This is a genomic window from Burkholderia sp. 3C, from assembly GCF_054589155.1.
Genome location: NZ_BAAILN010000107.1, coordinates 226,802 through 246,796, shown reverse-complemented (window position 1 = coordinate 246,796; position 19,995 = coordinate 226,802). Strand labels below are relative to the sequence as shown.

Here is a 19,995-nt window from a genome sequence, read left to right as displayed (position 1 = left end):
TGAAAAGGCGCGATGCATCGTGATGCGGTGTGTAGATGGACCTTCCAGAAGCACTGATTTTTACAACTCGACATCCCATGCTGAAACGCATTTCTATTGTGACGCTGCTCTGTAGCCTGAGCTTGAGCCTTGTTGGGTGTGTGGTCGCCCCCGTCGGCCAGGCCGTCTGGGTTCCGGCTCATTACGACTCGTGGGGCTATTGGCATCACGGCTATTGGCGCTGACGTGCTCTGCTGATCCACACCGAACTTCATCTTCGAAACTAAAAAATGCAAAAATTTTCATTCGAGGCTTGTGCCGTTGCTCTGTGTTCGGCACTGCTCTCCGTCTGCTTCTCGCAGTCCGCATTGGCGCAGGCCGTGGTCGTGGCGGCGCCTCCACCGCCTCCGGTGGTTGTGGCTGCGCCTGCGCCCGTGGTGGTCGCGGCTCCTGCCGTTGCTGTCGTGGAGCCGCCCCCGGTTTTCTGCCACTGGGTACGCCGTCGCGAACCCGACAATGGCTATTACGGTTGGCACTGGCACAGCTTTCGTGTTTGCAATTGATTGGTGCACGCTGATCGTAGCGTGAACCTTCCTCCAAGGCAGGGCGAGTATTTCACCTGAATGTGTGCCGGACCGTGCATCGGGATGGGGCGTGGCGTACTCGCACTGTGGCTCAAAAAATTGATCATGAGAGGAGGTGATTCACGATCGAGTAAATGGTCGGAATTTCCCGGGGAGAGGGTTGAAACATTGGATATTTTTTGATGCGCCGGGACGATATATTTATTTGACGTGAAAATATAAAGGGGTGTTGCGATGAGGTTTGTTCTTCATGGAAAAGTGCCAATTCTAAGCGGCAAATCGCCGATTTCTGCAAAAATTGCCGCGATGATTTTGCTGGTGTTTTATTTTCCTTTGCCCATTCTTTTTGTGCAAATGCTTTGTGGCTACCACGATTTCGAGTCGCTGAACAATTTCCAGTCTTCCGAAAAGATGTCGGCTGCGGCGCTTGGTGCCATCGTTTTCTTTTTGTTGACGATAGTGCTGGTTTGGGTGGTCGTGAAGGGTTTTTTGCTGGTCGAGTTGTTTTCCAGGCAGCGATGGGCAAAAAATGTTCTGTCTGTCATTTTGGTTATAAAGATGTTGGCGATTTTCCTGGCATATGTCGTTCACCCGGAGGATGCGTCGCTGGCCCCGAGTAACAATATCGATTGCATCGCGGAGGTCGTGGCTGTGATCCTGCTGGCGACGCCAAAGAGTATCGCCTGGTTTCGATTCAAGAAGTCGAATAACGTCGAGCTTAATTGAAAATATAGTTGAAAAACGAAGATCGATAAGAAGATTTGTGAAATTCGCGGGCTGTTGGTGGTCCATTTCGTGATCTCGCAGTATCAACGACGCTTTACTGCTGTCGCCGTTGATTTTCGGTGATATGCGAAATGGTCAGTTATTTATATGGTTATTTGGATTTGATGATGAAATCAATCTTGACGTCTTTCGGAATGTCGCTCCTCGTGCTCGCATCGTCAAGCCACGCGGCAACCATCGAGGCAACTCGAACCCCGTTCAACGGCACTGATATCAGCGGTGTTTATCAATGCGCCGGCAACGATATTCACGACGGCGATTCGCACAGCACCATGATCCTCCAGCTCGACGCGAAATATAGTTCGGGCAAGTTCGGTGCGTACAAGGTGACGGTCGATGACGTATACGTCGGATCGATTGTTTCGAACGGGAAGCAATTGGCCATGGACTTCGCGAATAAGGATCTGTCGAAACACGACTTCGGCGTAGCGCTGGCTACGGTGAATACCGCGTCGAGCGGAAAGGTCACGATCAAAAAGTTCTACTACGAGCCGCAATACATGGGGGGGGGCAACGGCATCGAGACTTGCACGTCGAAGTAAAGTATTCACGTGCCGGCACGCTGAAGTGTTTGATCATTTCGGCGTGCGAACAAAAATCATGATCTTCAAAAAATCGCAAGCTAGCCAAAGAATGATGAATTCCCGATTGGAGTCGAATGATTTTCCAGCCGGTGCAGTCGGCCGTCGGCGCCATGCACTGGGAACGCGTCGCAGTTATCGTCTGGCGGCCGGGATGGCTGCTGCCATGCTGATCCTGTCCGGTTGCGGCGGCGATAACGGCGATAGCTGTCTGAGTGACGGCTCCTGTTACCAGGTCGGCGGTGTTCTCGATGGGCTGCTTCCATCGAGCAGCCTGGTTGTACAGAATGACGGAGCCGACAACCTGACATTGACTGCCAACGGCAGCTTTCTCTTTTCGAATCCGGTCGACAATTCAAGCGACTACAACGTGACCGTGCTCACGCAGCCCACGGGGCAGACCTGTTCGATCATCGATAACGATGGGTATGGCCCGGGGCCGGGAGACGATAACGTCGCTATTTCGTGCACGCCGAACAGCTATACGATCAGCGGGACGGTGGCCGGCCTGACGCCCGGCAACGTGCTCATCCTGCAGAACAACGGCGCGGACACCGTGACCCTTGCGGGAAATGGCGGCTTCTCGTTCGGCACGTCCGTGAGCTATTCCCGTTCGTATTCGGTCACGGTGCTATCTCAACCTCACGCGCCGGTACAGAACTGCACGGTCGCGAATGCGGCTGGCGCGGTTGCGGGATTGGTCACCAACATCGTCGTCACGTGTATCTAGGTTGGATAGGCGAAAATCAAGATGAAAGCATTTAAAAACCTGAGAGTCATATGCGGAATCGCCTGTGTCGGCGTCGCCACTCAGATCACTTGGGCACAGGAAAGCAACATCGCTGCCGCCACACCTTCGGACTCGAGTCGCCACGGCAGAAGCGTAGCGGAACGGAAAAACCCGAATTTGGGACCGGCCTTGCACAATGCGCTTTCGCAAGTTCCAGGACTCGATGTGTCCGGCATCAATGTGAAGGTGCGAGGCCAGGTCGTCACGTTGGCGGGTGATGTCGCGCAACCCGGCCAGATCACGCTGGCCGGTGCCGCGGTACAAGGTGTGGCGGGGGTGGGCACGGTTCACAACCTTCTGATTGCGAGCCCTCGATAGGCTTGTGTCGCGCGTCGGTCGATGCGTTTTCGGGCGGCTTGCCGCTTTGTCCGCTCGGCTCCATTCTCGACGGAGCCGGCGGACCTCCTTGCCGGCTCAAGGATCGACACGGGTTTGCCCCGCATCGCATTGGAAAATCAACGATGCCGGATTCGAGCCGTCGCGCAATGTGCGCACCGAATCGACGGTGCGTACGATTCGATCGCCGCATATCTTGCGAGCGGCCTTCGTGCAGGTCGACGGCCCGGCCAGCAAGCCGCCGCAATCCACCTGGAACGTTTGCACGCCACCACGCGGTTGCAGTTCGAAAGCGCTGTAGGTCGGACCGGAAGCCGTCGAGCACCCCGTGATGGCCGCTGAAAAGAGCGCAAGCGCAAGCGTAAGTTTGTTCACAGTTAACTCCTTCAAACCGAATTGGATTGCGTCACACCACGGGCCGCATGACGAACTCGTCCCGCCTGCGTCACGGCAGCTAGCCGAGCTGCCGCGACGGTTCCGGCAAGCCCTCACTTCCACTGATAAAGCATGCCTGCGCCGATCACCTTTTGACCGCCGCTGAAGCCGCCATTGATCGAGGCCTTCAAGTTCTCGCTGATGCGAGCCTGCATGTTGACCGCCATCGCCTTCTGGCCCTGGAACGTCGAGGTGCCGACACCCATCCCGAAGTTGGCGTCACGATCGATCTGCGGGATCGACGCCATCGCGCCGACCGCGGCAATCCCTTGTCGGGCCATCTGATCGGTCTGTTGCAACTGGGAGCCCAGCGAATTGATTTGCCCCTGCTGCCCCGACAGCGCCGTCGACATTGCCGTCTGCACTTGCGTCAACTGATTCACGTTCACGGCATCGGTGCCCTGCGTACCCGGCGCAACGTTCGTGACCTGGCGTTGCTGCGTATCGCTGCCCACCGACACCACGTTCAAGCGACCACCGTCATTCGAATTCGCACCGATCGCCACCGAATTGGAACCGGCCGTGACGGAGGGCCTGTCGCTGCCCGTGCCGTTCATGTCGACTGCCACCCCGGTGCTGTTCACCGAACGTGTCTGGTTGGTGTTGATCGACGTTGACAGCTGGTTCAGCGTGTTATTGATGTTCGTCACGCCGCTCGACAGCGAGGCGACGTTGCTGTTGGTCGTGTTCAGCCCCGTCGACAGCGAGCTGATCGAAGCCGAGGTGGACGTGGACAGCGACGCGACATTGCTGTTGGTGCTGCTGAGGCCGGTCGACAACGAGGTGATGGAGGTCGAGGTGGAGGTCGACAGCGAGGCCACGTTGCTGTTGGTGGTGTTGAGGCTTGTCGACAGCGAGCCGATGCCGGTCGACAACGACGAGATATTCGACACCATCGACGTCGACAAACTGTTGACCGCCAGGTTGGTTGCGTTGAGCTGGCTGCCGTTCACCGCGTCCGTGCTGGTGGCGGATACCCGACCCGCGGCAACATTCGTGATTTGGCGCTCCTGCCCCGGCTGTCCGACGCTCAAGACTCCTACAGGAGTTCCACCCGAGAACGTGTAGGCCAGGCCGCCAATCGTGGCGCCTTGCGTGCCGACCGGCGCGCCCGTCATGGAATTCGCACCAATCGCGATCGAGTTGGCGACATTCGCGGTGGCGTTTGAACCGAACGCAAGGGAATTGATGCCGCTTGCCGTCGCGCCTGAACCGAACGCCTCCGCGCCCTTGGCGCTGGCAAGCGCATTGCTGCCGAGTGCTGTCGAGCCTTCGCCATTGGCGAGCGCGCCCTGACCGATGGCGATCGCACCGGTCGAGGCGGCGCTTGAACCATCGCCGACCGCGACACTGCTTGCGCCCGCAGCGCTGGCGTTCACGCCGGCTGCAAGTGAATTGATGCCCGTTGCGCCGTCATTCTGATAGTTGCTCGCCGGCGTGCCGTTGTCGTTCACGCTGTAATAGTGCGTCTTCGCTGCGTTGATCGAAGTCGAGGTCGACGTGGACAACGACATGATCGAGCTGTTGGCCGAGCTGAGGCCGGTAGACAGCACCCCGATGCCGGTGGAGGTCGAGGACGACAGCGCGGCGACGTTGCTGTTGGTGCTGCTGAGGCTCGACGACAGCGACGACACGTTGCTGGTGGTCGAGGACAGTCCGGTGGACAACGATGAGACGTTGCTGTTGGTGGTGCTCAAGCCGCTGGACAGCGAGACAACGTTGCTGGTGGTCGTCGACAGGCCCGACGACAGTGACGACACATTGCTGTTGGTGGTGCTCAAGCCGCTCGACAGCGAAGCGACGTTGCTGGTGGTGCTGCTGAGGCCCGACGACAACGACGACACATTGCTGTTGGTGCTGCTCAAACCGCTCGACAGCGAGGCGAGATTGCTGGTGGTGGTCGACAACCCCGTCGACAAGGAACCGATGCCGGTCGAAGTCGAGGACGACAGCGAGGCAACGTTGCTGTTGGTGCTGGCGAGGCCAGACGACAGCGACGACACGTTGCTGTTGGTCGAGGACAGGCCGCTCGACAGCGACGACACATTGCTGTTGGTGCTGCTCAAACCGCTCGACAGCGAGGCGACGTTGCTGGTCGTGGTGGACAACCCCGTCGACAAGGAGCCGATGCCGGTCGAAGTCGAGGACGACAGCGAGGCGACGTTGCTGTTGGTGCTGCTGAGGCCAGACGACAGCGACGACACGTTGCTGTTGGTCGATGACAGGCCAGACGACAGCGACGACACGTTGCTGTTGGTGCTGCTCAAACTGCTCGACAACGAAGCGACATTGCTGGTGGTGGTGGACAACCCCGTCGACAAGGAACCGATGCCGGTCGAAGTCGAGGACGACAGCGATGCGACATTGCTGTTGGTACTGCTGAGGCCCGACGACAACGACGACACGTTGCTATTGGTCGAAGAAAGGCCGCTCGACAACGAGGCCACATTGCTGTTGGTGCTGCTCAATCCACTCGACAGCGAGGCCACATTGCTGGTGGTGGTCGACAGCCCCGTCGACAAGGAGCCGATGCCGGTCGAAGTCGACGTCGATAACGACGTGATACTGCTATTGGTTGTACTAATCGTTGAGTAAAGCTCCGAGCCGTTGATGGCATCCGTGCTGCTTGCCGTAATTCTCCCGGCGGCCACGTTCGTGATGGTTCGCTCGGCGCCGACAGCCCCGACGCTGACCGTAGAGGAGGGCGTCGTGCCTGCAAACCCTCCGTAGGACACGCTTCCAACCGTGGCCGAACTGGTGCCTACCGCCACCGTCGTTACCGAACCACTCCCCAGTGCGACGGCATTGGCGTTGGATGCGGTCGCGCCATTTCCGATCGCCATGCCATTGGCTTGACTGGCTACCGCCATTGAACCTGCCGCGATGGATTCATTACCCGACGCACTGGCGCTATTGCCCAGCGCGAGAGAATTTCGGCCTTCGGCCGTCGTGTTGAAACCTATGGCCACCGAGTTGCTGCCATAGGCCAGGGCGTTCTCGCTGATCGCCACCGCATTCGAACCAAAGGCGGTGGCATAAGCCCCCAGCGCGGTGGCGCCGCCCGACTCCGCCGCGGCGTTGGCGCCCAACGCGGTGGAATTGAGCGCGCTCGCCGTTCCGCCCGCCCCCACGGCGGTCGACCCCAGGCCAGTCCCTCGTGCTCCATTGCCTACCGCAACGGAATTGCTTTCGGATGTGACGGCATTCACGCCGATGGCGCTGGAGCCACTACCGCTCGCGGTTGCCCCGGGCCCCAGGGCGGTCGCATACCCACCCGATGCGTCGGCGCCGGCGCCATAGGCCGCGGCATGCTCGGCGCTTGCCGTCGCCCCGAAACCGGAAGCGATGGCGCTGCCGCCACTGGCGGTTGCCGTGCTGCCAAGCGCCACCGAATAATTGCCGCCGGATGTTGCGCTCGGGCCGATGGCGACCGAATAGCTGCCGCTGGCCGTCGTCGCGGTCTGGGGCGTATTCACCCCGATGGCGATCGACGAGGCACCGGTTGCGACGCCATTGCCTGCAGCGTATTGAGCATGCGATACGTTGATCGAGGCTGCCGACAGCACGACACATGACACGGCAGCCTTGACGATCGCGGACTGATTGGCCTTGCCTCGTGACTGCGTGTGTTCGGATGCCGCCACCCAGGTTCCGAGGGTGGCGTTCCAGATTGAGCGGTATATGCGATTCATGGTCGGCAGCCTTTAAAGAAATACGCAATAGGGCGTCTGATTTTTCAGACAAATCAATCACCAGATTGCGGTAATCTCGAAATTGACGAGCTCAGTTTATTTTTGGTAACCATGAACATGTGAAAATCACTGCAAACATGTTTTTCCAATGTTTAAAATTAAATGTCTTTCATTTGTGAATTTAACTATTTTTAAAGATATTGCCAATTTCATTGGATATTCGGTGCGTCGTGCAATCCTCACACCAAATCACCGGTTGTTTGGTAATCGGTTGTCATTGCTCTGATATTGAAAGGTTTCGTAATAATGTGATATTCGAGGCCAGGCAAGCTGCCTGACCCCGATGCCCCGGCCTTGGCATGGCTGGATGCCATGCTCGTGGCTTTCGGATAATCTTCATGGGCCGCCGGGCCGATTCAAAATCAAGGCCCTGATTATCAGGATAGATATGCTCGTTCGAAGTCGGGGCTACGGCCCGATCCGCCGGATTGTCAGGCCCCGTTGTTGCGCTGTGCATTCGGGGTTCGGGATCATGTCCGAAAGACTGAATTCATAATCCAAAAAGTCGAAAAGTAATTATTTTGATTATTTGAAATGAGGTGTGTTTGAAATCATGTGGGTGGGGTCGAGCCTGGCGTTGTGGCAGGCGGTAGAAGGGAGAAGGCCACGGAGGTCGGTGTGGGCCGTGGCGCAGCAACGCCGCGATCGGCACCGCCTGGCACACCGAAGCAGGCTTGCGGACGAGCCCGCAATCGAGACGATGGAGCATGAATCTGCTCCGATCGGTCATGGGCCGCGGGGCCACGGCGCGATACCTTCCGAACGTTCCCTTTCCGATTCACCCAGGACAACGCGATGAAGTTTCGTTCCATGGTTTCGCGCTGCGCCATGATCGCGGCGTACGTGCTGGCCGTCACCGGCGTCGCACTCGCCGCGTCGAGCTGCGCTCATGCCGGCGAGGTCGTGAATCTCGGCGAGCTGTCGTTGCAGACGCTGTCGGGCAAGACCGAAAAACTGGCCCGCTATCCGGGCGAAGTGGTGGTCGTGAATTTCTGGGCGCCCTGGTGCGCGCCATGCCGGCGTGAGGTGCCGGATTTCGTCGCACTCCAGAAGAAGTACGCCGGCAAGGTGCAGTTCCTGGGCATCGCGCTCGATGAAGCCGCGCCGGTTGCCGCATTCGCCAAACGCAATGGCATCAACTATCCGGTCTACCTGGCGGGCGGCCCGGGCATCGCGATGCTGCTCCAGGAAGGAGACACGCATGGCGGCGTGCCGTTTACGGTCGTGCTCGACGGCAATGGCGAGAAAGTGGCGTCGGCGTTGGGGCAGGTGGACCCGCAACGAATGACGGCCCTGCTCGACAAGCTGACCTCGAAACCGCACTGACCGCGACGCACGCGTCATCGCTTCAACCGGGCCGCTGTCGGCGGCCATCACGATCACTATCAGGAGACCCAGCTTGAACAAGACCTTAGGTGCCGTTTTCACGATCTGCGCGGCGTTGTGCGCGAGCCATGCGATGGCCCAATCCGCCACCTTGCATGTTTATGGCGCGGGCGGCCCCGCCCCCGCGATGAAGGAGGCCGCGCAGGCGTTCGAGAAACAGACCGGCGTGCATGTCGAGGTCACGGCCGGCCCGACCGCCGGCTGGATCGACCACGCGCGCGCGGATGCCGACCTCGTCTACAGCGGCTCCGAAACGATGATGTCCGATTTCGTCGTGGCGATGGGCGACCAACTGACGCCCGACGCGCCGGTGCCGCTATATCTGCGGCCGATGGCGATGCTCGTGCGCAAGGGCAATCCACGGCATATCGGCGGCCTGGGCGATGCATTGAAGCCCGGGGTTCGCGTGCTGGTGGTCAACGGCGCCGGGCAGAACGGCGTGTGGGAGGATGTGGCGGGGCGGCTTGGCGATATCGGCACCGTGAAGGCGCTGCGCGCCAATATCGTCAGCTATGCGCCGAACACGGCGGTCGCGCGTCAGACGTGGATCGACCACCCCGATATCGATGTCTGGCTGGTGTGGAATATCTGGCAGACCTCGAACCCGTCGCTGGCGGACCCGGTTGCGATCGAGCCGCGCTACGCGATCTATCGGGATGCCGGTGTCGCGATCACGCGCAGGGGCGCCGACGTGGCGGCATCCTCGCAGTTCGTGGCGTTCCTGCAATCGCCGCAGGGCGCGAAGATCTTTGGCCGGTGGGGATGGCTCGCCGGGCAGCCGGCGCAGTGACGTCGAGATCGCGCGGGCCGATCGAGGCGGACCGGATGTTGCCGATCGACGCGGCGACTTCGTCAGGACAGCTTCATGAATCCAAGCCGTCATGCCGGGCGCCATCAGCGTGCAAATCGCGCTGTCTGCCAGTTCAGGTCCTTCGCGAAGTCGATGAACGACGCGAGATAGTCCACCGAGGCGTCCGCGTCGCGTGTGCCGAGGAAGATCTGCTTGGCGATGCCGCTCTTGCCGAGCTTCACCGGCACGACCGGCACGCGGTCCGCATATTCCTCGGCGAGCCAGCGCGGCAGCGCCGCCACGCCGCGCCGGTTGGCCACCATCTGCAGCATGATGTCGGTCGTCTCGATCGCCTTGGTGCGGCGCGGCACCACGCCGGCCGGGCGCAGGAAATGCGTGTAGATGTCCAGACGATCGGTCTCGACCGGATACGTGATCAGCGTCTCGTCGATCAGCTGCTCGGGCTTCACGTAACGCGCCTCGGCCAGCGGATGATCTTCCGCCACCACCAGCACCTGCTCGTAGTCGAACACCGGATCGAAGCGCAGCCCCGGGCGCGCGAGCGGATCGGGCGTGACCAGCACGTCGATGTCATAGCCGAACAGCGCCGCGATGCCGCTGAACTGGAAGCGCTGCTTCACGTCCACATCCACGTCGGGCCAGCGCGTCAGGTACGGCGACACCACCTTCAGCAGCCACTGGTAGCACGGCGCGCATTCCATGCCGATGCGCAGCGTGCCGCGCTCGCCGTCGGCATATTGCTTCATGCGCGCCTCCGCATGCTCGAATTGCGGCAACATCCGTTCCGCGAGCGACAGCAGATAGTGCCCCGCCTGCGTGAGCCGCAGGCCGCGCCCCTCGCGATCCCAGATCGGCGTGCCGAGCTGTTGCTCGATCTTCTTCACGGTGTGGCTCAGTGCCGACTGCGTCAGGAACAGCGCCGCAGCGGCGGCAGTGAGCGAGCCCTGCCGCTGCACCTCGCGGATGATGACCAGATGAATGCGTTCGAGCATGGGGGGTTCCGTTCTTCAGGCAATGAGGAATTCTAATCGAGGCGATCGGGCGCATCGCGGCGGCCCGCCTCGCGCTTGAAGAACGTGGCGCGGATCGACAATGGCGGCGTGCGGTAGTGCGGCAAGGACGAACCGGAGCAGGGCGGCGGTGGAGGCCGCGCCTTGGCTCCGGTTGCAAGCCGATATCAGGCCGAGAGTTCCGCCCGGACGATTTCCGCGCCCGCGCTCAGGGCATTCAGCTTGCCGGTCGCCACGTGGCGAGACAGGGGCGCCATGCCACAGTTGGTGCACGGATAGAGCTTGTCGGCATCGACGAACTGAAGCGCCTTGCGCAAGGTATCGGCGACTTCCTCCGGCGTTTCGATGGTGTTCGATGCCACGTCGATCGCCCCGACCATCACCTTCTTGCCTCGGATCAGTTCGATCAGATCCATCGGCACGCGCGAGTTGTGACATTCCAGCGAGACCAGGTCGAGGTTCGAGGCCTGCAGCTTCGGGAAGATTTCCTCGTATTGCCGCCACTCCGAGCCCAGCGTCTTTTTCCAGTCGGTATTGGCCTTGATGCCGTAGCCGTAGCAGATATGCACGGCGGTTTCGCATTTGAGCCCTTCGATTGCCGTTTCCAGGGCGGCAATGCCCCAGTCGTTCACCTCGTCGAAGAACACGTTGAACGCGGGCTCGTCGAACTGGATGATATCGACGCCGGCCGCTTCCAGCTCCCGGGCTTCCTGATTGAGGATCTTGGCGAACTCCCAGGCCAGTTTTTCGCGGCTTTTGTAATGGCTGTCGTAGAGCGTATCGATCATGGTCATCGGGCCGGGCAGCGCCCATTTGATCGGCTGTTGGGTTTGCCGGCGCAGGAACTTGGCATCGTCGACGAAAACCGGCTGCTTGCGCGCCACGGCGCCCACCACGGTCGGCACGCTCGCATCGTAGCGATTGCGAATCCTGACCACCTCGCGCTTCTCGAAATCGACGCCTTCGAGATGCTCGATGAACGTCGTGACGAAGTGTTGGCGCGTTTGCTCGCCATCGCTGACGATATCGATGCCTGCCTGCTGCTGATCGTTCAAGGACACGCGCAGGGCGTCCTGCTTGCCTTCGACCAAGGCCTCGTCCTGCAGCTTCCACGGCGACCAGAGTTTCTCCGGCTCTGCCAGCCAGGCGGGTTTCGGCAGGCTGCCGGCAGTCGAGGTGGGCAACAACGTTTTCATGATGAATGACCTGGTGTGTTGATGAATCAAAGCGCGTAATCGGCAGACCATTGCTCGAGCATGGCCTGGTAGGGTTTGATGAAATGCGTCTCGGCAAACTTGCCTTGCTCGACCGCCAGGCGGCTGCGTTCTTCCCGGTCGTACACGATCCGGGTCAGGGAATGATCCGGGTGCTGCAAGCTGGGTTGATACGGGTTTCCGGCCGCGGAATTGGCGTTGTAGATTTCTGGCCGGTAAATCTTCTGGAATGTTTCCATCGTGCTGATGGTGCTGATCAGTTCGAGATTGGTGTAATCGTTGAGCAGATCGCCGAGAAAATAAAACGTCAGCGGTGCGGCGCTGTTGGGCGCCATGAAATGGCGAGCCTGCAGCCCCATTTTTTCGAAGTACTGCTCGGTCAGCGAAAGCTTGCCTTGCTGGTATTCGATGCCCAGCACCGGGTGCTGATTTGCCGTCCGATGATAGGTGCTGTTGCTCGACACGCTCAGGCAGATCACGGGCGGCTTGCTGAAGTGTGCTCGGTACGCGTCGGAATTCACGAAGCGCTTGAACAGCTTGCCGTGCAGGTCGCCGAAATCGTGCGGAATGCCGAATTCGGCTTGATTCCTGTTGTGTTCGAGCAGGCGCACGCTGAAATCGTAATCTCGCAGGTAGGAGGAAAAATTGTTCCCCACGATGCCTTCGATGCGTTCGTCCGTTTTTCGATCGACGATATTCGTTTTCAATACTTCGATCATCGGGAATGCGCCGCCATTCTCGCCATTGCCGCCCGAGTCGATATTCATCTCGACCGAAATGATGTCCAACTCGACGCCATAGCGATCGCCGCGCGGGTTGTCCCAGTGCGCCAACGCATTGAAGCGACGGTCGATCATGCTCAAGGTGTTGCGCAAATTCTCCTGGCGCGCGTCGCCCCTGGCCAGATTGGCGAAGTTGGTGGTGATGCGGGTGTTTTCGCCGGGATGGTAGTTTTCATCGAAGCGAATGCTTTTGATGAAGAATGTGAAGTCGTGGTTCATCGCGATTCAAATCCTGATTGATGAAGCGGAGTTTGATTTTTGAATTCAAATCATTTGAATGGATATAACCAAATGTGAAGCGCATTTTATCTCGCGATGATTGATGAAATAAAGTGATTTGATTTCATTGATGCATTATTTATTTTCATGGGTTCGCGCGTGACGAAACCCGGTCCTGTTGCAGGACCGCAGGCAGTCGGGCTGCCGAATAGGCCAGGAGGGTGTGCTGTCCAGCACCCGGCTTCCCCATGTAAAGCCGGGCCGGCGAACGCGGGCTATGGCTGTTTTGGAATGGTCGGCTTCAGCGCCGCATCGCACCCAGCGTGGCGTCCCGTCCCGCCGCCGCTTCGGTCATTCCCGGATCGATCAGCAACGCGTTGTCGTAGCTGATCAACGCGTCGTCGAAGCGTTCGAGCTGCTGCAAGGCCGCGCCGCGATTGCAATGCGCGACCACCGAGCGCGGCGCGGCGGCCAATACGGCGTCGTAGCCGGCCAGCGCTTCGGCGGCCTTGCCTCCCTGCAGCAGCAGGTTCGCGCGGCACAGCCGCGCGGGCAGATAGGCCGCATCCGCAGAAAGAGCGCGCTCGCAGCGTGCGAGGGCTTCGTCGCCGCGGCCGAGCCTGGCCAGCGCCATCGCGCTGTCGCAGAGTGCGTCGAGCCGCGTCGGATCGGCTGCGATCGTGTCGTTCAGCGCATCGAGCGCGTCCCCGGCCCGGCCCAGATCCAGCAGCGTGCGGCCGCGCATGGCGTCGATCGCGGCGACGCCGGGCCGAATCCGGCCGGCCCGCTCGAAGGCGGACAGCGCGTCGGCGTGGCGGCCCAGCTCGCGCAGCACGAGGCCGCGGTTGAACCAGGCCTCAAACGCGTTGGGCGACACCATCAGCGCGCGCTCGTAGCTGTCGAGCGCATCGGCATGACGGCCCAGCGCACGCAGCGCGGCGCCGCGATTGCAGAGCGCGTCGAGCGTCAGCGGCGCGTGCGCCAGCGCGCGATCGAACGCGGCCAGCGCCTCGGCATGGCGGTGCAGGCCCAGCAACGCATTGCCCTGGCGTACCCGCGTGGCGAAGTCGTCGGGCGCGAGGTGCAGCGCTTGCGCGAAGTGATCGAGCGATTCGGCCTCGCGACCCGCCGCGCCCACCACCGCTCCCAGATCGGACAGCACCTGCGCGTCGTGCGGCGCCGCCGCGCGGGCGCGTCTCAGCAGCGCCTCGGCCTGGTCGGCGGCCCCGCGCTGGAATTGCAGCACGCCATAGCCATGCAGCGCGCCGGCATGGCCGTCTTCCTGCGCGAGCACCGCCTGGTATCCCTGGGCTGCTTCGTCGAAGCGGCCGCCATCGTGCGCGGCCCGGGCGCGCTTGAAATCGGTCGCCACGGTCGAGCGCGCCCCGATCGGCGCCACCGCGCCGGCTTGTTCATGCATGTCGATATTCATTCGCTCTCCCGATTGCCGAGTTGTCGCCGCGCGCTGCCGTTCGTCGCGCGTGCGCTTACTGCCCGATTGGCATATTCCGCACATAGTCGACCGGCGGGGCGCCGATCGATACCGAGAAGCGCAGCCCGCGCGGCAGCGGCATGCCCAGGGTGGTCGTATTGCTGATGCCGTGTTGCGACAGGAATTGCGTATAGGTCTGTTCGATCAGCGCCCGGCTGGCGGTCCAGCCGCCCGGCGCGATCCAGACCGATACCTGCATCGCGCGCGCGTTGCCGCTGACCACCACCCCGGCGTAGCGATCCATGTCCTGCAGCGTCGCGGCCAGTTCGTTCAGCGAGGCGAGCGGCGGGGAGGCGCTGCGCATCAGTTCCCGCCCGTGAAGCCAGTAACGCACGACCTGCAACGAGGTAGGCCCGGCGCCGATGCCGGCATGGCGCACCAGGACCAGTTCGTCCGGGCGGATTCGCAGCGGCGGCCCGAACACTTCATCGGCGGTGACGAGGTTCAGCAGGTCGAACTGAAGCTGCGAGAAGTAGCGGCCGAGCAGCCGCGTTTGCGCGAGGTTGGCCGAGATCGCGTCGCGTCCCCGGATCGTGGCGTCCAGGCCGCGCCACGACAGCAGCGCGATCACGGCGATCAGGGCGATCGCCACCAGCATTTCGATCAGCGTGAAGCCGCGCGCGCGGCCGCGGTCATTGGCGCGCTTCATTCTGAACCACCGATACCAGCTCGGCGAGCACGGTGCGGCTGGCCGCCGACGGGTAGACGCTGACCGTGACCTGGCGCAGGCGCGGCATCGACATGGCGCTCACCGATTGGCGGCAGACGAACGCGTAAGGCCCTTGCGGGCAGGCAAAGCGCGTGCTGCCGAGCGTTGGCCAGGCCGCGCCGATGCGCAGCGCCCCGAGCGCGTTGTCGGCGCTCCAGAGCGCGAGCAGGCGCATGCGGGCGGTATCGGTGTCGGCCGCGAGCGAGCCGATCGCGCGCATCACCGCACCCAGCGCGATGGCGACGATGGCGAGCGCGATCAGCACTTCGATCAGCGTGAAACCCCGTTGCACCGGCCGCGCGGCGTGTCGGGTCAGGATAGCGGTACGCATCGCGCAACTCGTGTCGTTGGTCTGCCGTGGCTGGCGCGCTTTCACATCGGGCGGCCCCCGCCGAGACCTGCACGTTAAGCAGGCCGCGTGGCAGCGACGTGTCGAAAGCTACGGACCTTTCGGTGCGCCCCGAGCGCGGGTTGCCCGCGAACGAAATAGAGGAAATGTTCCGTAACTTTCGTCATACCGGTGTTATGGGTCGTCCGCTAGCCTCGACGGACACAACGTTGCTGAGAGAACAGGGGCCACACGATGACATCGAACGGGGAATCGGCCGTGCTCGGCGGGTCATCCGCCACGCCGCCGCAGGCCGGGGGGGCGCCCCGGGATGCCGATGCGCTCGCCGGTCTGCTCGACCGGGCGCGCGACGCTCATCAGGCCGGCGCGCTGGCGCAGGCCGAGCAGGGCTATGCGGCCCTGTTGGCGCTCGATGCCGGGCACCCCGAGGCGCTGCATCTGCTCGGCGTCCTGCGATTCCAGCAAGGCCGTCTCGACGAAGCCGAGCCGCTGATCCGGCACGCGATCGAGCGGCAGCCGACGCCACTCGCGCTGACCAATCATTCGGCCGTGCTGGCCGGGCTCGGCCACGAAACGCAGGCGCTGCAGCGGCTCGACGAAGCATTGGCGATCCATCCCGCCCATCGGCGCGCACTGTTTCAGCGCGCCGGGCTGCTGGATCAGCTCGGCCGCCTCGACGACGCCGGCGCGGCCTACGACCGCCTGCTCGAACGCGTGCCGGAGTTCGCCGACGGCTACCTGAAGCGCAGCGAGGTGCGGTGCCGGCTCGGTCGCCTGGCGGAGGCGCTGGACGATTGCGAGCGGGCGCGGCAACTGGCCGGCGGCACGGTCGATACGGCCCGTGCGCGAGGGCGGGTGCTGCGCGCCTTGGGGCGCTATCGCGACGCGGTCGACAGTTATGGCCACGCGCTGGCGATTCAGCCGGGCCATGTCGAGGTGCGGTTCCTGCGCGGCGTGGCCTGGCTCGATATCGGCGAGGCGGCGCGGGCGCTGGCCGATTTCAATGCGGCGATCGCCGCGCAACCGGATTTCGTCGATGCGCTGTTCAACAGCGCGGTGGCGCTCGGCCGGCTCGACCGGCATGACGAGGCGCTGGCGCGCTGTGACCGGGTGCTGGCGGTCGTGCCGCGACACGCGGCGGCGCTGGCGCAGCGCGGCAATGCCGCGGCCGGGGCCGGGCGGCTCGGCCAGGCCATCGACAGCTACCAGCGCTCGCTCGACATCGCGCCTGACGCGGTGGACGTGCTGTGCAATTTCGCCAGCGTGTTGCTCGGCGTGGGCCGGGCCGACGAGGCGCACGACGCCGCCGAGCGCGCGCTGGCGCAGCATGCCGACGACAGCCGCGCCCGCTTCCTGCGAGGCCGCGCGCGGCTCGACACCCATCGCTACACCGCCGCGCTCGACGATCTGGACGCGGCCATCGCGGCGACGCCCGACGACAAATACGCGCATTTTCATCGCGCCAATGCCTTGCGCGCGCTGCGTCGCCATGACGAGGCGCTGCAGGCCTACGCGGATGCGATCGCGGTCGATCCCGAGTTCGTGGTGGCGCATTGCACGCGCTCTTTCTTGTCCCTGACGACCGGCGATTTCGAAGCGGGCTGGGCCGAGTACGAATGGCGCTGGCGCGACAGCCAGCTCGACGGCAGCCGCCGCGATTTCGCGCAACCGCGCTGGACCGGCGAGCAGCCGCTGGCGGGCCGCACCGTGCTGCTCTACGCGGAGCAGGGGCTGGGCGACACGCTGCAATTCAGCCGCTATGCAGCGCGCGTGAAAGCGCTCGGCGCGCATGTCGTGCTCGAAGCGCAGCGCGAACTGATCGGCCTGCTGCGCACGCTCGACGGCGTCGACGAATGGGTGGCGCGCGGCGATCCGCTGCCGCCGTTCGATCTGCATTGCCCGCTGTTGAGCCTGCCGCGCGAATTTCATACCGATCTGGCGTCGATTCCGGCCGACACGCCATACCTGCATGCCGATCCGGTGCGCGTCGCACGCTGGCGCGAACGCCTCGGCGGCGATGGCCGGCCGCGCATCGGCCTGGTTTGGTCCGGCAATCCGCTGCACCTGAACGATCGCAACCGGTCGATCGCGCTGTCCGACCTGCTGCCGATCATCGGCGACCGCTGCCAATGGGTGAGCCTGCAGAAAGTGGTGCGCGACGAGGATCGCGCGATGCTCGACGCGAGCGCGATCCGCTTCGTCGGCGACGAACTCGAGGATTTCGCCGATACGGCCGCGCTGGTCGAGGCGGTGGACCTGGTGATCAGCGTCGATACCTCGGTGGCCCACCTGGCCGGCGCGCTGGGCCGGCCGCTGGCTGTCATGCTGCCGTTCACGCCGGATTTCCGCTGGCTGCTCGATCGCGACGACAGCCCGTGGTATCCGAATGCGCGGCTGTTCCGTCAGCACGAAGGCGGGCAGTGGGCCGGCGTGGTCGAGCGCCTGGGGGCCGCCTTGCCGTCGTTGCTGGCCGGGGGCAGGCGATGAGCGCGCCGTCGCGTCACGGGCCGGGCGCGCCGGCAGCCGGTGCGAGTGCGGGCGCAGCGTGGCGCGCGGCGCTCGACGACGGCCTGCGCAATGCGCGCGCCAGCCTCGAACGACGCGATTTCGCCCGCGCCTGCAGGCTTTACGAGGGGGTGCTGGCGTTGGCGCCCGACCACGTCGAAGCCTTGCATCTGCTCGGTGTCGCGCTGCTGGAACGCGACGATCCGGTGCGCGCGGAACCGCCGATCCGGCGCTCGCTGCAATTGGGGCTGGCCGCGCCATGGGCCTTGGCCAATCACGCGGCGGCGTTGGCCGGGATCGGCCGTCATGACGAGGCGCTCGCATTGGCCGACCGCGTGCTGGCCATCACGCCGGCGCATGCCGGCGCCTTCGCGGCCCGCGGCGACGCGCTGGCGGGCCTCGCTCGCTACGACGAAGCCGCGGCCGCCTATCAGGCCGCGTTGACGCGCGAGCCCGCCAACCCGCGCGCCTGGACGCGCCGCGGCGACGCGCTGGTGCGGGCCGGCCGCCCGGCCGACGCGCTGATCAGCGTCGAGCGCGTGTTGCATTCGATGCCCGACCACGCCGGCGCGCATCGGGTGCGCGGCGATGCGCTGCGTGCGCTCGCGCGGTGGAGCGAGGCGCTGCACAGCTATCAGTTGGCGATGGTGGTGCTCGGCAAGACTGCGGATCTGGTGCTGGCTTGCGGCCTGGTGATGACCGAGATGGGGCGGGCGGCGGAGGCGCTGTCCTGCCTCGACGCGGGGCTCGCGCACGCGCCCGACGATGCCCGCCTGCTGTTCGCGAGCTGTGTGGCGCTCGATTTGCTGCACGCCCACGCGGCGTTGCTCGAACGCAGCGACCGCCTCCTGAGCTTGCAGCCCGGCAACGCGGCGGCCTGGCTCGGACGCGGCAACGCGCTGCTGCGGCTCGAACGCCACGGTGAGGCCGAGCAGGCCTACGGCGAGGCGCTGGCGCGGATGCCGGATCATGTCGACGCGTTGCGAAATCGTGCGGCTGCGTTGCGCATGCTCAACCGGCACGAGGCAGCGCTCGCCTGCCTCGATCGCGCGCTGGCAGTGGCCGACCCGCAAGCCGAACTGCTCTACCAGCGGGCGCTGATGCTGCAATTGCTGGGCCGCTACGACGCCGCGCTGGCCAGCCATGCGGCCGCGGCCGAAGCGCCCGCCGATACGGTCGGCGCGCTGCATACGCGCGCGCTGGCGCAGCGGCACCTCGGCCGCCACGACGCGGCGATGGCCGATCTGCGGCGAGCGCGCGAGCGCGATCCGCAGCATGGCGAGACGGCGCGCATCGAGGCGTTCGGGCACCTGCTGGCCGGCGATTTCGCCACCGGCTGGGCCGCCCATGAATCGCGCTGGCGCGCCGCCGATACGATCCTCGCGCGTCGCCATGCCGACCGGCCGACCTGGGACGGCACGGCGCCGCTGGCCGGGCGCACCGTGCTGCTGCATGCCGAGCAGGGATTCGGCGACACGCTGCAGTTCTGCCGCTACGCAAGCCTCGCTCACGATCGCGGGGCGCGCGTGATTCTCGAAGCGCCGGCGGCGCTGGTGGAACTGCTCGGGACCTTGCGCGGCGTGAGCCGGGTGATCGCCGACGGCGCGCCGCTGCCCGATTTCGATCTGCACTGCCCGATGATGAGCCTGCCGCTTGCGTTCGGCACCACGCTCGACACAGTGCCGGCCGCCATCCCCTATTTGCATGCCGACTCCGAACGCCGCGCCGCGTGGGCGCAGCGGCTCGACGCCAGCTTGCCGCCGGGCCGCCCGCGCATCGGCATCGCGTGGTCCGGCAACCCGCGCCATGCCAACGACATCAATCGTTCGATGCCGCTGGCCGCGCTCGCGCCGTGGCTCGCGCTCGACGCCAGCTTCGTGAGCCTCCAGCCGGTGGTGCAGCCGCGCGATGCGGCCGCCTTCGCGGCGAGCGGGGTGACGGGGTTCGGCGACGCGCTCGACGATTTCGCGCAGACCGCCGCGCTGGTGGCGACGCTCGATCTGGTGATCAGCGTCGATACCTCGGTGGCGCACCTGGCCGGCGCGCTTGGCGTGCCGCTCTGGGTGCTGCTGCCGCGCGTGCCGGACTGGCGCTGGCTGCTCGATCGCGACGACAGCCCGTGGTATCCGCGGGCCACGCTGTTCCGTCAGCCGCGGCCCGGCGACTGGCCGGCGCTGGTCGAGCGCGTGGGCGTGGCGCTCGGCGCGTGGCTGGCGCGCCGACTGTGACAAAAGGTACGCACCATTCCCGGTCGCCCGGAATGGTGCGTAACACC

At 63.8% G+C, this 19,995-nt stretch carries 14 protein-coding genes and 3 pseudogenes; 8 read left to right on the top strand and 9 right to left on the bottom strand.

Annotated elements, in window-relative coordinates; all coding sequences use genetic code 11:
- The first annotated feature begins 797 nt into the window (after positions 1-797).
- From ACYP33_RS21775 to ACYP33_RS21760, 4 genes are all read left to right on the top strand, one after another.
- Positions 798-1,289 carry a hypothetical protein gene (locus ACYP33_RS21775; RefSeq protein WP_459623882.1) on the top strand — a complete coding sequence of 164 codons (492 nt, stop codon included), beginning with the start codon at positions 798-800 and terminating at the stop codon, positions 1,287-1,289.
- Positions 1,290-1,483: 194 nt separating this feature from the next.
- Positions 1,484-1,891 (top strand): hypothetical protein, encoded by a 408-nt coding sequence (locus ACYP33_RS21770; protein WP_414444715.1) that lies wholly within the window; start codon positions 1,484-1,486, stop codon positions 1,889-1,891.
- A gap of 25 nt (positions 1,892-1,916) precedes the next feature.
- Positions 1,917-2,660, top strand: a complete 744-nt coding sequence (locus tag ACYP33_RS21765) for a hypothetical protein (RefSeq protein ID WP_459623881.1) — start codon at positions 1,917-1,919, stop codon at positions 2,658-2,660.
- A gap of 21 nt (positions 2,661-2,681) precedes the next feature.
- Positions 2,682-3,038 carry a BON domain-containing protein gene (locus ACYP33_RS21760; RefSeq protein ID WP_459623880.1) on the top strand — a complete coding sequence of 119 codons (357 nt, stop codon included), beginning with the start codon at positions 2,682-2,684 and terminating at the stop codon, positions 3,036-3,038.
- Between the two features lie 120 nt (positions 3,039-3,158).
- Here the strand turns inward: ACYP33_RS21760 and ACYP33_RS21755 are convergent.
- From ACYP33_RS21755 to ACYP33_RS21745, 3 pseudogenes are all read right to left on the bottom strand, one after another.
- A pseudogene (locus ACYP33_RS21755) lies at positions 3,159-3,431 on the bottom strand (OmpA family protein); the annotation flags it as partial.
- Between the two features lie 113 nt (positions 3,432-3,544).
- Positions 3,545-6,511: pseudogene (locus ACYP33_RS21750) on the bottom strand (YadA-like family protein); the annotation flags it as partial.
- 150 nt (positions 6,512-6,661) lie between these two features.
- Positions 6,662-7,183: pseudogene (locus tag ACYP33_RS21745) on the bottom strand (ESPR-type extended signal peptide-containing protein); the annotation flags it as partial.
- Between the two features lie 855 nt (positions 7,184-8,038).
- Here ACYP33_RS21745 and ACYP33_RS21740 point away from each other — a divergent pair.
- Both ACYP33_RS21740 and ACYP33_RS21735 read left to right on the top strand, forming a co-directional pair.
- Positions 8,039-8,569, top strand: a complete 531-nt coding sequence (locus ACYP33_RS21740; protein ID WP_459623879.1) for a TlpA family protein disulfide reductase — start codon at positions 8,039-8,041, stop codon at positions 8,567-8,569.
- Positions 8,570-8,642: 73 nt separating this feature from the next.
- Positions 8,643-9,419, top strand: coding sequence for a substrate-binding domain-containing protein (locus ACYP33_RS21735; protein ID WP_459623878.1), 777 nt, complete (start codon positions 8,643-8,645; stop codon positions 9,417-9,419).
- Between the two features lie 104 nt (positions 9,420-9,523).
- Here the strand turns inward: ACYP33_RS21735 and ACYP33_RS21730 are convergent, their stop codons facing one another.
- The 6 genes from ACYP33_RS21730 to gspI all read right to left on the bottom strand — a co-directional run bounded on the left by ACYP33_RS21730 (position 9,524) and on the right by gspI (position 15,197).
- Positions 9,524-10,432, bottom strand: a complete 909-nt coding sequence (locus ACYP33_RS21730) for a LysR family transcriptional regulator (RefSeq protein ID WP_459623877.1) — start codon at positions 10,430-10,432, stop codon at positions 9,524-9,526.
- Positions 10,433-10,617: 185 nt separating this feature from the next.
- Positions 10,618-11,646, bottom strand: coding sequence for a methionine synthase (locus ACYP33_RS21725; RefSeq protein ID WP_459623876.1), 1,029 nt, complete (start codon positions 11,644-11,646; stop codon positions 10,618-10,620).
- Between the two features lie 26 nt (positions 11,647-11,672).
- Positions 11,673-12,665: a DUF1852 domain-containing protein gene (locus tag ACYP33_RS21720; protein ID WP_459623875.1), complete on the bottom strand. Its 993-nt coding sequence runs from the start codon at positions 12,663-12,665 to the stop codon at positions 11,673-11,675.
- A 301-nt stretch (positions 12,666-12,966) separates the two neighbouring features.
- A complete protein-coding gene (locus ACYP33_RS21715; protein ID WP_459623874.1) occupies positions 12,967-14,097 on the bottom strand; it encodes a tetratricopeptide repeat protein in 1,131 nt (376 codons plus the stop codon).
- A 55-nt stretch (positions 14,098-14,152) separates the two neighbouring features.
- Positions 14,153-14,806: a PulJ/GspJ family protein gene (locus ACYP33_RS21710; RefSeq protein ID WP_459623873.1), complete on the bottom strand. Its 654-nt coding sequence runs from the start codon at positions 14,804-14,806 to the stop codon at positions 14,153-14,155.
- A complete protein-coding gene (gene gspI, locus ACYP33_RS21705; RefSeq protein WP_459623872.1) occupies positions 14,790-15,197 on the bottom strand; it encodes a type II secretion system minor pseudopilin GspI in 408 nt (135 codons plus the stop codon). The genes ACYP33_RS21710 and gspI overlap by 17 nt, the downstream gene beginning before the upstream one ends.
- Positions 15,198-15,449: 252 nt before the next feature.
- On the opposite strand from gspI, the gene ACYP33_RS21700 reads away from it, so the two are divergent.
- Positions 15,450-17,702, top strand: coding sequence for a tetratricopeptide repeat protein (locus ACYP33_RS21700; protein WP_459623871.1), 2,253 nt, complete (start codon positions 15,450-15,452; stop codon positions 17,700-17,702).
- Positions 17,699-19,948: a tetratricopeptide repeat protein gene (locus ACYP33_RS21695; protein ID WP_459623870.1), complete on the top strand. Its 2,250-nt coding sequence runs from the start codon at positions 17,699-17,701 to the stop codon at positions 19,946-19,948. The genes ACYP33_RS21700 and ACYP33_RS21695 overlap by 4 nt, the downstream gene beginning before the upstream one ends.
- Positions 19,949-19,995 lie beyond the last annotated feature (47 nt).

Bases quoted from the DNA above. Each gene is read 5' to 3' on its own strand.
- ACYP33_RS21775 (WP_459623882.1), top strand. From the start codon at position 798: ATGAGGTTTGTTCTTCATGGAAAAGTGCCAATTCTAAGCGGCAAATCG.
- ACYP33_RS21770 (WP_414444715.1), top strand. From the start codon at position 1,484: ATGTCGCTCCTCGTGCTCGCATCGTCAAGCCACGCGGCAACCATCGAG.
- ACYP33_RS21760 (WP_459623880.1), top strand. From the start codon at position 2,682: ATGAAAGCATTTAAAAACCTGAGAGTCATATGCGGAATCGCCTGTGTC.
- ACYP33_RS21740 (WP_459623879.1), top strand. From the start codon at position 8,039: ATGAAGTTTCGTTCCATGGTTTCGCGCTGCGCCATGATCGCGGCGTAC.
- ACYP33_RS21730 (WP_459623877.1), bottom strand. From the start codon at position 10,432: ATGCTCGAACGCATTCATCTGGTCATCATCCGCGAGGTGCAGCGGCAG.
- ACYP33_RS21725 (WP_459623876.1), bottom strand. From the start codon at position 11,646: ATGAAAACGTTGTTGCCCACCTCGACTGCCGGCAGCCTGCCGAAACCC.
- ACYP33_RS21720 (WP_459623875.1), bottom strand. From the start codon at position 12,665: ATGAACCACGACTTCACATTCTTCATCAAAAGCATTCGCTTCGATGAA.
- ACYP33_RS21715 (WP_459623874.1), bottom strand. From the start codon at position 14,097: ATGAATATCGACATGCATGAACAAGCCGGCGCGGTGGCGCCGATCGGG.
- ACYP33_RS21710 (WP_459623873.1), bottom strand. From the start codon at position 14,806: ATGAAGCGCGCCAATGACCGCGGCCGCGCGCGCGGCTTCACGCTGATC.
- gspI (WP_459623872.1), bottom strand. From the start codon at position 15,197: ATGCGTACCGCTATCCTGACCCGACACGCCGCGCGGCCGGTGCAACGG.
- ACYP33_RS21700 (WP_459623871.1), top strand. From the start codon at position 15,450: ATGACATCGAACGGGGAATCGGCCGTGCTCGGCGGGTCATCCGCCACG.
- ACYP33_RS21695 (WP_459623870.1), top strand. From the start codon at position 17,699: ATGAGCGCGCCGTCGCGTCACGGGCCGGGCGCGCCGGCAGCCGGTGCG.